Source organism: Nocardioides bizhenqiangii (assembly GCF_034661235.1).
GTDB lineage: Bacteria > Actinomycetota > Actinomycetes > Propionibacteriales > Nocardioidaceae > Nocardioides > Nocardioides bizhenqiangii.
Window position 1 is genome coordinate 495302 of sequence record NZ_CP141059.1, and the last position, 13277, is coordinate 508578.

Sequence of the window (13277 nt, forward strand, 5' to 3'; positions counted from 1 at the left end):
CCCCTGACGCCGCCGTCCACCCGACCTACGGTGGGGCGCCTGATGAACGCTCGAATCCTCTCCCCGCTGCTTGCCGTCGTGACGACGGTTGCCTGCGCCCTCCCGGCGGCCGTGGCGTCGACGCCCATCGAGGACTATCCGTCGTACCAACCGGCCACCCGGTGCGCGCCGCACGCGAAGCCCGGCACCGCCATGCTGGGGCGCTGGATCGTGCGCAGGTACGGCGGCGGCTTCGGCGGGATCTCGCGTTCGTGCCGGCGGCACGGTACGTCCGAGCACCACGAGGGGCGGGCGTTCGACTGGTCGGTGTCGGCGACCAAGGCAGCCGACCGAGAGCGGGTACGCCAGTTCCTGCGTCACCTCTTCGCAACCGACAAGGCGGGCAACACCGACGCCCGCGCCCGCCGGATGGGCGTCATGTACGTCATCTGGAACGACCACATGTACTCGGCGTGGGACGGCTACGAAGCCGAGCCCTACAAGAGCTCGAGCTGTCGTCGGATCCGGACCTGCTCGCCGACTCTTCGTCACCGCGACCACGTGCACATCTCGCTCACCCGGAAGGCGGCGCGAGGAGAGACCTCCTGGTACGTCAGCCGGCGCTGACCGTCACCTCGACGGATCGGGCCCGGGTCCGCCCGGGCGGAGGATCTCGTAGACGACCTCGCCGAGCTCGGAGCCCGGCAGCGGATCGCGCCACTCCTCGTAGATCGTGTCGACGTGCCTCAGGCCGGCCTTCTCGAGCACCCGGCGGGAGGCAGCGTTGACAGCCATGGTCGAGGCCACGACCCGTTCGACGCCCGGCACGGTGAAGGCGTAGGCCACCATCGCGCGGGCGCCCTCGGTCGCCAGACCGGTGCCCCAAGCCGCTCGCCGCAGGCGGTAGCCGAGGCCCGCGAGGTCCGGCCGCCCAGTGAACGAGCTGGCGGACCACCAGCCGACGAATCCGGCATCGGTGAAGCCGGCCCAGTAGCCCAGCCCGCGCGCGACGTCGGACTGCGGGCCGCGACGCAGCAGCCACTCGTCCGCCGTCTCGGCGGCGGTACGTCCGCGGCCGCAGATGTAGCGCATCACCTCGGCGTCCGCGTTGAGCTCCACCAGGAACTCGAGATGGTGGTCGCCGACGGGCTCGAGACGGAGTCGCTCGGTCGTCAGCACCGGCGCCGCGCCGTCCGACACCGCGATGCGGTCGCCGACATCCATGGCGTCACCGTATCGACCACGGCCACGGCACGCGGACGTGCCTTTGGCCCCGCCGGTGGCGGGGTGTGGGGCGGGGTAGCTAGTCCTCGGGCGGCGGTGTGGCGGTGAGTTGGTGGGTGCCGGTGGGGTCGACCAGGTAGGTCCCGGTGGGGAGGGTCCAGTGGTAGGTGCCGGGGGTGAGCATCCGGTAGCTGGTTCGGCCCGAGGTTTTGTACCGGTGGTGGCCGCGGCAGGCCGGGGAGAGGTTGCAGGCGCAGGTCGGCCCGCCGCCGGCGTGGGGGGTGATGTGGTCGAGGTCGCAGGCTTCGGCGGGTTTGGTGCAGTAGGGGAAGCCGCAGTGGTGGTCGCGTCCGGTGACCTGGCGGCGGATCCGGTCGGGGATCTCATAGGAGTCGACCGGTTGGTGGCCGGCGAGGTCGACCACCGGCCGCACGATCACAGTGGTGTGGGGGGTGTTGAGCCATTCCTTGACCTGCTCCACCGAGATGGGGGTGCGGGTGTTGCCGAACCGGCCCACGGTCTGGTCGGTGGCGGAGAGGTGGAGAGTGAGCTCGGTCTTCCGCCCGGGAATGGTCCTAGTGATCTCTCCGGAGTCGGGGTCGGCGACCTCGAGGTCGAGGACCAGGTCCTCCCGGGCGATCTCCCCGAGTGCTTTGGCCCGCCGGATGTCCAGGGTGTCGGTGTCGCCGAGCTGGCCGGCGAGCTTGGCGCGGCGGGCGATCGCGTGTTCGAGGTCGAGGGCATCCGCGGCGTCCAGGGTGGCGTCGACCTGGGCGGTGCCGTTGTAGCCGACCCGGTCCAGACCGGTGTGGACGTGTCGGTGGTCCCGGGACTCCCGGCGCCGTTCCTCCGCAGCATTCGGGTCGTACCGCACGAGGGCTTCCTCGACCAGCCGGTCGACCTGCGCCCAGGTGACCCCGTGCGCGAACGGTGCCAGGTGGGTGTCGACGAACCCGACAGCATTCTGCGGTAGGAGGCGGGTGGCGTCGGCGACCCGGAGTGCCTTCCACACCGGCACCTGCCCGTCGAGGAGGCGGGTCCAGGTCTTGGGGAGGCGGTGGGCGAGCTCGAGGACCTGGCCGACGTAGCTGCGCCCCGAGTCCAGCGACCGCCCCAACAACGCGGAGAGCTCCATCACCGCGAAGTCACTGATCAGCGGTGCGCCGGGCCCGGCCAGCGGGAGCCCGGTGTCCAGACCCCGCTCGGTCAACGTCGCCACATCCGCCGCGTCCTCGGCCACGACATGCTCGGCAGCCCATTCGGCGATCTCGCGGACGGTGGCGATCTCCTGATCGGCAATGACCGTGCGGCGCTGCTTGATGCTGGCCAGCAGCGCCTGGGACCGGGTGCGGACCGCGGGTTCGGCGACCTGGGTCACCGCCGGTGCGGCGAGGTCGAAGAGGGGTGCGGTCCCGAGATCCATGAGGCCTATTCAACCCCGACCCTCCGACACAACGAAACGCTCAGAACCCCCCTGTGGACAGGCGATCCGCCGTTCTTGGGTTGTGGACGGAAGGTGGTCCGGGCGGCTTGGTTTCGAGGCTCGGCGCTAGCGCGCCTCGCACCTCAACCAGCGGCCGGGGCGTACCACCGTGAGCCGGCCGCGGCGAGGAATCGACAGCCCTCCGCGTCCTCGTCCAAAGCCTGTCGGTCGCAACCATCCGCGGCGCGCAACCGGCGGACAGAGGGGTCGCGAGAGGGTCGCGAGCGCGACCTCCTCGACCACCGATCGCTCGCCAGACCGTGAGCCGGCCGCGGCCCGCAACCAATGGCCCTCCGCTCCCCGTCCAAAGCCTGTCGGTCGCAACCCCTGCGGGCCGCAGCGAGGGCACAGAGGCCAGGGGGTCGCGAGACGGTCACAGCGCGACCTCCTCGACCAGCGGCGCTTCCGAACCCACCGTGAGCCGGACGCGGCCCGCAACCAGCGGCCCTCCGCTCCCCGTCCAAAGCCCTGTCGGTCGCAACCACCCGCGACCCGTAACCCGCTGCCAGAGGTGGTGACCCAACAGCGGCAGCGCGGGCTCCTACCTCGCCCACTCCGCGTTCCAGCCGTCGACCTCGTCGGCCTTGCGCGCGGAGGGCCCGGTGTAGATCGCCGAGGGACGGATCAGCCGGCCGGTGAGCTTCTGCTCGAGGATGTGCGCCGACCAGCCGCCGGTGCGGGCACAGGTGAACATCGACGTGAACATGTGGGCAGGCACCTCGGCGAAGTCGAGGACGATCGCCGCCCAGAACTCCACGTTGGTCTCCAGCACCCGGTCGGGACGGCGCTCGCGGAGCTCGGCGAGAGCGGCCTGCTCGAGCGCCTCGGCGACCTCGTAGCGCGGCGCGGCGAGCTCGCGGGCGGTGCGGCGCAGCACCCGGGCGCGCGGGTCCTCGGCGCGGTAGACGCGGTGGCCGAAGCCCATCAGCCGCTCGCCGGAGTCGAGCAGGCCCTTGACGTAGGCACGTGCGTCGCCGGACTTCTCGACGTCCTCGATCATCCCGAGCACCCGCGACGGCGCCCCGCCGTGAAGAGGTCCGCTCATCGCGCCGATCGCGCCTGAGAACGCTGCGGCGACGTCGGCGCCGGTCGAGGTGATCACCCGCGCAGTGAACGTGGAGGCGTTCATGCCGTGCTCCGCGGCACTGCTCCAGTAGGCGTCGATCGCCTTGACGTGCCTGGGGTCGGCCTCGCCCTTCCAGCGGATCAGGAACTTCTCGGCCAGCGTCGTCCCCTCGTCGACCGCACGCTGGGGGACGACCGCCTGGTGGAGCCCGCGGGCCGACTGCGCGGCGTACGAGAGCACCATCACGGCCACCCGGCCGAGGTCCTCGCGGGCCTGCTCGTCGCTGATGTCGTAGGTCTGGCCGAAGCCGAACGCCGGCGCGAGCATCGCGACCGCGGCCTGGACGTCGACCCGGACGTCGCCGGTGTGCACCGGCAAGTTGTAGGGCTCGGCGGGCGCCAGCCCTGGGGAGTAGCTGCCGTCGATGAGGAGGCCCCACACGTTCTCGAAGGGCACCCGACCCACCAGGTCCTCGATGTCGACGCCGCGGTAGCGGAGTGCGGACCCCTCCTTGTCGGGTTCAGCGATCTGCGTCTCGAACGCGACGACGCCTTCCAGTCCGTGGTGTACCTCAGGCATCCGCAGTCTCCTTCGACTTGAGAGAATCACCGGCATTCTGCCGCACCGACTACGGTCGGCCTATGCCTGGTGCTGACGAGCCCGACCTGGCCACGCTCCGCAGGGAGTACGGCGCGGCCGGGCTGGACGAGGCCATGGCCGACTCGGACCCGCTGGTGATGTTCCGCCGCTGGTTCGCCGACGCCGAGGCAGCGCACCTGCACGAGCCGAACGCGATGATCGTCGCGACCGTCTCGCCCGACGGCCAGCCAGCCGCCCGGACCGTGCTGCTCAAGGGCCTCTCCTACGACGGGTTCGCGTTCTTCACCAACACCGCCTCGCGCAAGGGCGGCGACCTGGCGCACGAGCCACGCTGTGCGCTGCTCTTCCCGTGGCACCCGCTGGAGCGCCAGGTGCGGATCGAGGGCGTCGCGTCGCGGCTGACCGACGACGAGGTGTCGGCGTACTTCTCCGCGCGGCCGCGGGGCAGCCGGCTCGGCGCCCACGCGTCACCGCAGTCGCAGGTCGTCGCCGGTCGCGCGGAGCTGGACGCACGGTTCGCGGAGGCGGAGGCGCGGTACGCCGGCGCCGAGGTGCCGGTGCCGGCGGACTGGGGCGGCTACCGGGTGCGCCCCGAGACGTTCGAGTTCTGGCAGGGACGGCCCGGCCGGATGCACGACCGGCTGCGCTACCGCCGTACGGCGGCGGGCTGGGTGCTCGAGCGCCTGGCTCCGTGACGCACTAGACGAGTAACTCCAAGGTCTCGCACGCTGCGCGACGCTCATCATCCGCGCTGGCGGCGTTGCCGACGCTCGAAAGACGTCCAGTCTGCCTTCGCATCGGCGCCTTGCCAGCGCGGCGCTGAGCGCCGCTCGCTCGCGCGATCCCTTGGAGTTACTCGTCTAGATGGCGCGGGACCGGTCCCTCTGGTCATCGACCGCGCCCGGGCACAGGTAGCGGATCGGCGCGGATGCCCGGGCTCCATTGACCACGGCGACGACCTCCCCGATCAGCTGCTCGCGACCGGTCAGGGTGAGGTCGATCGCCGCGCGCAGCACGGTCCTCCCGCCGTCGACGGTGAACGACTGCGGGTCGGCGTCACTGCCGTCGGGGAGCCGCCAGCGCAGCTCGAGATCTCCCGGACCCCCGTCGGCGACGATCGTCGCGGTGACGTGCAGCGCGGCGTACGGGCAGAGCGCCTGCGGCGGCGTGACCGACAGCGAGATCCGGCGCACGTGCGGCGGGTCCGCGGCCGGGTCGCTCGCGGACGGGCTGGGGGCGAAGAGCAGCCAGGCGCCCGCAGCGCCCCCCGTGAAGACGGTCGTCAGGCCGAGGAAGATCACGAACGGCCCGAGGATCCGCCGGAACAGGCTCCTTCTCACCGGCGGCGGGACGATCCTGACCTCGATCGGTCTCGGCCCGACCGGTCGGTCGGGGACAGGCCGCTCGTCGGCGGGTGGCTCTTCGGCGGGCGGCGGCTCGGCGGAAGCCGGCTCGACGGGCGGCGCGAGACGAGCGGGGGCCGGCCGCTCCGGTGGGGACAGCGGGGGAGTGGTGGCGACGGGTGCCGGCGCGGGCGGCTGCGACGGCGGCCGGTGCAGTCCGTTGGTCGGCCAGTCCTCGGCCGGGATGGCGTCGAGCGCCACCATCAGCGCGTGCGGCAGCGGGCGCCGGTCGGGGTCGATGGTGAGGGTGAGCTCGAGCACGTCCGCCGCCGCCCTCGGCAACATCGGGAGCGAGCTCGCCATCGCCACCGCGTCGCGCGGTAAGAGCGGGTGGACGCCGGTGAGCAGCTCGAAGGCGAGGACCGCGAAGTCGTGGGCATCGGTCGGCCGGTCCGGCTCGCGGTCGGCCGCCCGGGGCCTGGCGAGCGCCGAGCGTCCGTCGGGAAGGATGAAGACGGTGGACGGCCGCACGTCGCCGTGGGCGAGGCCGCGGTCGTGCATCGCCTCGAGCGTGGCCGCGACGTCGCGCAAGGCGTGGAGGGCGGCCGCCGCCGGCAGCGGAGAGATGCTGACCAGGTCGTCCAGGGTGAGGTCGGGCAGGTCCCCGGTCATCAGCGTCGGTGTCGCCGCGCACCGGTCGATCTCGAAGGCGGGAGCCAGGTCCGGCGTCCATGTCGGGTCGATGAGCCGTGCTTCTCGGCGCAGGCGACGCAGGGTGTTGCAGCCGTAGTGGCTCATCTCGAGGACGGTCATGTTGGGCGCCTTGGTTCCGGTCCTCCCCCGTGCGCACAACGGTAGGACGGTGCCGGCCCGCTGGGAACCGATCCTGATAATTCGATCGCCCCGATCCCGCAATTCATCCGTCCGGATGACCGGGCGCGGGCTACCGGGCGCTCAGCGCGCTCGCCGGACCCGGTAGTCGCCGGCGACGACCTGGTAGCCGAGCTTCGCGTTGATGTGGCGGATGCCGGCGTTGCCGGCCTCGTTGGTCGTGTAGCTCCGGGTCGCGCCGGACGCGGCCGCCTGGAGATGGGCCGCCTGCTTGAGGAGCAGGCCGAGGTTGCGACCTCGGAAGGCCTGGCCGACGCCGGTGTAGTGGATGAGCAGGACGCCGTCCTTGATCTCGCCGGTGATGATCGCGGCCGGCGCGCCGTCCACCCGGGCGAGCACGGCGAACGGGTGCTCGAGCTCGGCCTGCTCGACCCGCGCGTCCGCCAGCCGCGCGCGGATGCCGTTCTCGACCGCCTCGGGGTTGGTCTGGCTGTCGACGATCATCGCGTCGACCGCCTCCTCGTCCGGGAACTCGAGACCGGTGGCGTCCTCGATCGTCACGCCCGCCGGCAGCTCCGGCTCCGGGAGGTCGACCAGGTCCAGCGTCGAGTTGATCCCGTGCTGCCCGACCGCGTAGCCCCAGTGCTTCGCGACCGACAGGGCGCGCTCGTCGAGGTCGTCGACCAGGGCGACGAGCGTGGCGGCGGCGTCCGGGAGGGTCGTCGTCAGCTCCGCGCGCAGCGCGCTGCCGATGCCGCCGCCCTCGTGAGCAGCGGCCACCGTGACCGAGAGGACCGCCCAGTCCGGCGGAAACACGTGCGGGCGCGCGGTGAAGCCCCAGCCGACGAGCTCGTCGCCGGCGTACGCCGCGCGGAAGTTGCGGAACGCCCAGATGTCGACCTGCGTGAAGAGACCGGCCGTCGCCGCCCGCTCCCAACGACGCATCCGCGCGAGCTGGAGGTCGAGCATCGCGTCGTACGTCGTCGGGTCGGGCGTCACGATCTCCATGCGCTGATCCTCGCTCAGCCGACCAGCTCGCGGCGAGCGCGCAGCCGGTAGGCGCCGCCGACGACCTGGTAGCCGAGCTTGGCGTTGATGCGCCGAATGCCGACGTTGCTCTCCTCGTTCATGGTGTGGCAGACGGTGGCACCCGCCTCTGCGGCGAGCACGTGCCCGTACTGCTTGAGCGTGAACGCCAGGTCCCGACCGCGGTAGGCACGCCCCACGCCGGTGTAGGCGATGCCGAGGACGCCCTGCTCGATGTCGCCGATGATGATCGCGGCCGGCGCCCCGTCGACCCGGGCGAGGGCCGCGATCCCGTGCTCCGCCTTCGCGGAGATCTCGCGGAAGCTGCCGAGCGTGCTGACGAACCCCTCGGCGGCTTCGGGGTTGGTCTGGCTGTCGCGGAGCAGCGCCTCGACGGCATCCTCGTCGGGGAACTCGAGCGACGACACGTCTTCCAGGGTGACACCCGCGCCCGGCTGCGGCTCGGGCAGGTCGACCAGCTCCAGCTCGGACTCAATGCCGTGCTGGGTGACCTCGAACCCGTGCGTGCGGGCGATGTCGAGAGACTCGGTCTCCGCGTCGTCGATAGCTGCGCCGATCGTCTCGATCTCGGGTGGCAGCGATGCGAGCAGGGTGCGGTAGAGCGCGCCGCCGACCCCTCGCCGCTCGTGCTGCCGCGCCACGGTGACACTGATCATGGCGATGCCCGGGGGGAACCACCGGCCGCGCAGGGCGTTCGCCCACCCGACCAGCGCGCCTCCGTCGTACGCCGCTCGGAAATCGAGGTAGGCCATCTCCTCGGCGTGGACGAACGGCCACTCGGCCTGCGCTCGTCGTACCCGCGGCAGGCGGTCCACCCGCAGCTGGACGAGCGGTTCGTACGACGACAGGTCGGGTTCGCGGATCTCGACGGCCATGCCTGATCGTCGGCGCTCGGGCCCAGGAAGGGCAATCGGATAGTCACCCCCTCGGCCGCGTCCACTTGTGAGTGAGCACTCACTCACTTACTCTTGGGGCCATGCCGCCCCGCGCCGCGCCGCTCCCGCCCGAGGACCGGCGGGAGGCCCTGATCCGGGCCACCCGACCGCTGCTCTACGAGCACGGACGCGCCGTCACCACCCGGCTCATCGCCGAGGCGGCCGGGGTCGCGGAGGGCACGATCTTCCGCGCGTTCGCCTCCAAGGACGACCTCATCGACGCCACGATCGCCCGCGCCTTCGAGCCCGGCGACGTCCTCGAGCGCCTCGACGACATCGACCCGGCGCTCCCGCTGCGCGACCGGATGCTCGCGATGACCACGATCCTCCAGCAGCGGTTCCTGGCGATCTTCCAGCTCATGCGGGCCCTGGGCGCCGTCGGGCCGCCGCAGCACCTCCACGGCCGGCCCGAGATTGTCCGTGGCCTGGAGGAGGTACGCCGCCGCCTGCTCGCGCTCATCGAGCCGGACGCCGACCGCCTCGCGCTCCCTCCTGAGCGGGTGCTGCACGTGTGGCGGCTGCTGACCTTCGCGGGCTCCCACCGGGAGATCGCGGACGGCAACCTGCTCACCCCTGAGGAGATCGTCGACACCGTCCTGCGCGGCGTCGAACGAGTCGAGAGGAACGACGGATCGTGTTGATGCGACTCCTCCGCGAGTACCTCTCGCCCTACCGCGGCTGGCTGTCGGCGATCGTCGTCCTTCAGTTCACGGCGACGGTCGCGATGCTCTACCTGCCGAGCCTCAACGCCGACATCATCGACAACGGCGTCGCCCAGGGTGACACCGGCTACATCGTCCGCGTCGGGGCGGTCATGCTCGTCGTCGCGCTGGTGCAGGCCGCCTGCTCGATGTCGTCGGCGTGGTACGGCAGCCAGGCAGCGATGGCGTGCGGTCGCGACCTGCGCGCCGCCGTGTTCGGGAGGATCGGCACCTTCTCGAGCCGCGAGGTGGCGTCGTACGGCGCACCGTCACTGATCACGCGGGCGACGAACGACGTCCAGCAGGTGCAGATGCTGGCGATGATGACCTGCCTGATGGCGGTGACCATCCCGATCATGATGGTCGGCGGCGTCGTGATGGCGATGCGGGAGGACTTCGGGCTCTCCTGGTTGGTGGTCGCGGTCGTGCCGGTGCTGTTCGTCTGCATCGGCGTCGTGGTCTCGCAGATGATCCCGGCGTTCCGCTCGGTCCAGGAGCGGCTCGACGACGTCAACCGTGTGCTCCGCGAGCAGATCACCGGCATCCGGGTGGTCCGGGCGTTCGTCCGGGAGCCGCACGAGACGAAGCGGTTCGCCGCGTCCAACGACGACCTCACCGCGATGTCGGTGCGTGCCGGTCGCTGGATGGCCGCGATGTTCCCGCTGGTGATGGTGGTGTCGAACGTCGCGAGCGTCGGCGTCATCTGGTTCGGCGGCCACCGGGTCGACAACGGGCAGATGGAGGTCGGCGCGCTGACGGCGTTCCTCGCCTACCTGATGCAGATCCTGATGTCGGTGATGATGGGCACGTTCATGCTGATGATGGTGCCGCGGGCATCGGTCAGCGCCGACCGGATCGCCGAGGTGATCGACACCGACTCCTCGATCGCACCGCCGGTCGACCCGGTGCGGGAGGTCTCGCTCGCCGGTCACCTGGATCTCGAGGACGTGGGCTTCACCTACCCCGGGGCGGAGGCGCCCGTGCTCGACGGGGTCTCGGTGTCGGTGCGGCCCGGCCGGACGGTCGCCGTGATCGGATCGACGGGTGCCGGCAAGACGACGCTGGTCAACCTGGTCCCCCGGCTGCTCGACGCGACGACGGGCCGGGTCCTCGTCGACGGCGTCGACGTGCGCGACCTGGATCCCGAGCTGCTCTGGTCGCGGATCGGCCTGGTCCCGCAACGCGCCTACCTCTTCACCGGCACGGTGGCCTCCAACCTGCGCTACGGCAGTCCCGACGCCTCCGACGACGAGCTGTGGGGGGCGCTCGAGGTCGCCCAGGCGGCCGACTTCGTGCGGGCGATGCCGGAGCAGCTGGAGGCGCCGATCGCCCAGGGCGGCACGAACGTCTCCGGCGGCCAGCGGCAGCGGCTGGCGATCGCGCGGGCACTGGTGAAGCGACCCGAGATCTATCTCTTCGACGACGCGTTCTCTGCGCTCGACGTCGCGACCGACGCGCGGCTGCGGGCGGCGCTCCGGGCCGAGGTGGTCGCGGCCGGTGACGCCGCCATCGTCATCGTCGGGCAACGCATCGCCACCATCCGCGACGCCGACGAGATCCTCGTGCTCGAGGACGGCCGGGTCGTCGGCCGCGGCACCCACGACCAGCTGCTCGACGACAATCCGACCTACCGGGAGATCGCCGCCAGTCAGGGCATCATCGCCGGAGCAGCAGCATGAATACCCCACGGAGTTCTTCTCCTCCAATCGGTCCGCACTCTGGAGGGAACCCGCACCTTCAATCCCCCAAACAACTCCGCGGGGACCCCAAAAACATGACCGCCACGAAGCCCGACACCTTGAAGCAGACCGAGCGGGTCGTGCAGGGGCCCGGGTTCGGCCGTGGCCCGATGGGCGGCGGCATGGTGGGCCAGAAGGCCCACGACTTCCGGGCCTCCGGCCGGCGGCTGCTCGGGCTGCTGCGGCCGGCACGCTGGCGGGCGGTCGCCGTGCTCCTGCTGGCCGCCGGCAGCGTTGCCTCCGTCGCCGTCGGGCCGTGGCTGCTCGGCAAGGCCACCGACATCGTCTTCAACGGCTTCGTCGGCGAGCAGCTGCCCGAGGGGACCACCAAGGCCGACGCCGTCGCCGCGGCCGAGGGGCGCGGCGACCACCAGCTCGCCGACTTCCTGCGCGGCCTCGACATCGTGCCCGGGCAGGGCGTCGACTTCGGCGAGGTCGGGCAGGTGCTGTTGCTGGTGCTCGCGATCTATGTCGTCGGCCAGGTGCTCGGCTTCCTGCAGGGCTGGCTGGTCAACGACGTCGTGCAGGAGACCGTCCGCCGGATGCGGTCGGACGTCGAGGAGAAGATCCATCGGCTGCCCCTGTCGTACTTCGACCGGCAGCCGCGCGGCGAGCTGCTCAGCCGGGTCACCAACGACATCGACAACGTCGCGCAGAACCTCCAGCAGACGATGAGCCAGCTGCTCACGTCGTTGATGCTCGTCGTCGGCGTGCTCGGGATGATGTTCTGGGTCTCGCCGCTGCTCGCGATGATCGCACTGGTCTCGGTGCCGCTCGCGATGGTCGTGACCGGCCAGATCATGAAGCGCTCGCAGAGCCAGTTCATCAACCAGTGGCGCCAGACCGGCCGGCTCAACGGGCAGGTCGAGGAAGCGATCTCCGGGCACGCGCTGGTGACCGTGTTCGGCCGCCGGAAGGCGGTCGAGGCGGAGTTCGCCGAGGCCAACGAGCAGCTCTACGAGTCGTCCTATCGCGCGCAGTTCGTCAGTGGCCTGGTGATGCCGGTGATGATGTTCATCGGCAACCTCAACTACGTCGTGATCGCCGTGATCGGCGGCCTCCGGGTGACCAGCGGCACGATGACGCTGGGGGAGGTGCAGGCGTTCATCCAGTACTCGCGGATGTACACCCAGCCGATCACCCAGATCGCCTCCATGGCCAACCTGCTGCAGTCCGGTGTCGCCTCCGCTGAGCGCGTCTTCGAGCTGCTCGACGCCGAGGAGGAGGTGTCGGACAAGGGTCTCGTGACGCCACCACCGCAAGGTGACCGTGCCACCCGCCAGCCGATGGCCTCCTCGACCGACGAGGCTGGCGAGGTTCGCTTCGAGGGTGTGTCCTTCTCCTACGACCCGGCCGAGCCGCTGATCGAGGACCTGTCCCTGGTCGCCCGGCCGGGCGAGACGGTCGCGATCGTCGGGCCGACGGGCGCGGGCAAGACCACGCTGGTCAACCTGATCATGCGGTTCTACGAGCTCGACGCCGGCCGGATCACCCTCGACGGCGTCGACATCACGGCGATGCCGCGCGCGGACCTCCGGAGCCGGATCGGCATGGTGCTCCAGGACACCTGGCTGTTCGAGGGCACGATCCGCGACAACGTCGCCTACGGCCGGCCCGACGCGACCGAGGAGGAGATCCGCGAGGCCGCGCGGGCGACGTACGTCGATCGCTTCGTGCACTCGCTGCCCGAGGGCTACGACACCCGCGTGGACGACGAGGGCTCGAACCTCTCCGCCGGTGAGCGTCAGCTGGTCACGATCGCGCGGGCGTTCCTCGCCCAGCCGGCCCTGCTGATCCTCGACGAGGCGACGTCGTCGGTCGACACCCGCACCGAGCTGCTGCTGCAGCACGCGATGGCGGCGCTGCGGACCGACCGGACGTCGTTCGTCATCGCGCACCGGCTGTCGACCATCCGCGACGCCGACCTGATCCTGGTCATGGAGCACGGCCGGATCGTCGAGCAGGGGTCGCACGCCGAGCTGCTCGAGCGGGACGGTGCCTTCGCCCGGCTGCACGCAGCCCAGTTCGCCGCGGCTGGGGTCTGACTGGGTCTAAATCACTTTGTTTCTGACCATCGGCGACCTACCTTCTTCGTACACGAGAAAGGAGGTGATCCGAGGAATGTATTCCTATAGGACGCGTGAGGTGGTTGCCGGTTAGGCGACCCCAGCGACGGGGTGGGATCACCCCGATCTCTGAAGCCGGGCTGCCGGCCAATCCACAGCAGCCACCCGACCCGCAGGTGAACCGGGCACGTCCCCCGGTGCGGTCCTCCCGGACCACGCCTGCGGGTCGCCGGCGTTTTCACACCCCTCCGGCCGAGCCTGCG

General features: G+C 71.1%; 11 protein-coding genes. 5 read left to right on the forward strand and 6 right to left on the reverse strand.

Annotation, left to right across the window (positions count from 1 at the left end):
* Positions 1 to 42 precede the first annotated feature (42 nt).
* Positions 43 to 606, forward strand: a complete 564-nt coding sequence (locus SHK19_RS02440; protein WP_322937731.1) for a hypothetical protein — start codon at positions 43 to 45, stop codon at positions 604 to 606.
* A gap of 3 nt (positions 607 to 609) precedes the next feature.
* Here the strand turns inward: SHK19_RS02440 and SHK19_RS02445 are convergent, their stop codons facing one another.
* The 3 genes from SHK19_RS02445 to SHK19_RS02455 all read right to left on the reverse strand — a co-directional run bounded on the left by SHK19_RS02445 (position 610) and on the right by SHK19_RS02455 (position 4331).
* A complete protein-coding gene (locus SHK19_RS02445; protein WP_322937732.1) occupies positions 610 to 1203 on the reverse strand; it encodes a GNAT family N-acetyltransferase in 594 nt (197 codons plus the stop codon).
* 79 nt (positions 1204 to 1282) lie between these two features.
* Positions 1283 to 2626 (reverse strand): HNH endonuclease signature motif containing protein, encoded by a 1344-nt coding sequence (locus tag SHK19_RS02450; protein ID WP_322937733.1) that lies wholly within the window; start codon positions 2624 to 2626, stop codon positions 1283 to 1285.
* Positions 2627 to 3227: 601 nt separating this feature from the next.
* On the reverse strand, positions 3228 to 4331 hold the full coding sequence (locus SHK19_RS02455; protein WP_322457697.1) for a citrate synthase 2: 1104 nt from the start codon (positions 4329 to 4331) through the stop codon (positions 3228 to 3230).
* A gap of 62 nt (positions 4332 to 4393) precedes the next feature.
* Between SHK19_RS02455 and pdxH the strand changes: the two genes are divergently transcribed.
* Complete coding sequence (pdxH, locus tag SHK19_RS02460) at positions 4394 to 5047, forward strand: pyridoxamine 5'-phosphate oxidase (RefSeq protein ID WP_322457698.1); 654 nt, start codon at positions 4394 to 4396, stop codon at positions 5045 to 5047.
* A 165-nt stretch (positions 5048 to 5212) separates the two neighbouring features.
* Here the strand turns inward: pdxH and SHK19_RS02465 are convergent, their stop codons facing one another.
* The 3 genes from SHK19_RS02465 to SHK19_RS02475 form a co-directional block, all read right to left on the reverse strand.
* On the reverse strand, positions 5213 to 6508 hold the full coding sequence (locus tag SHK19_RS02465) for a serine/threonine-protein kinase (RefSeq protein WP_322937734.1): 1296 nt from the start codon (positions 6506 to 6508) through the stop codon (positions 5213 to 5215).
* Positions 6509 to 6649: 141 nt separating this feature from the next.
* Positions 6650 to 7534, reverse strand: a complete 885-nt coding sequence (locus SHK19_RS02470; protein ID WP_322937735.1) for a GNAT family N-acetyltransferase — start codon at positions 7532 to 7534, stop codon at positions 6650 to 6652.
* A gap of 14 nt (positions 7535 to 7548) precedes the next feature.
* Positions 7549 to 8448, reverse strand: coding sequence for a GNAT family N-acetyltransferase (locus SHK19_RS02475; protein WP_322937736.1), 900 nt, complete (start codon positions 8446 to 8448; stop codon positions 7549 to 7551).
* Positions 8449 to 8549: 101 nt separating this feature from the next.
* Between SHK19_RS02475 and SHK19_RS02480 the strand changes: the two genes are divergently transcribed.
* The 3 genes from SHK19_RS02480 to SHK19_RS02490 all read left to right on the forward strand — a co-directional run bounded on the left by SHK19_RS02480 (position 8550) and on the right by SHK19_RS02490 (position 12993).
* On the forward strand, positions 8550 to 9149 hold the full coding sequence (locus SHK19_RS02480; RefSeq protein WP_322457702.1) for a TetR/AcrR family transcriptional regulator: 600 nt from the start codon (positions 8550 to 8552) through the stop codon (positions 9147 to 9149).
* The gene (locus tag SHK19_RS02485; protein ID WP_322937737.1) at positions 9143 to 10888 is read left to right on the forward strand and encodes an ABC transporter ATP-binding protein; all 1746 of its coding nucleotides are present in this window, start codon (positions 9143 to 9145) and stop codon (positions 10886 to 10888) included. Before SHK19_RS02480 ends, SHK19_RS02485 begins: the two co-directional genes overlap by 7 nt.
* Before the next feature lie 95 nt (positions 10889 to 10983).
* Positions 10984 to 12993, forward strand: coding sequence for an ABC transporter ATP-binding protein (locus SHK19_RS02490; protein ID WP_322937738.1), 2010 nt, complete (start codon positions 10984 to 10986; stop codon positions 12991 to 12993).
* Positions 12994 to 13277: the final 284 nt, after the last annotated feature.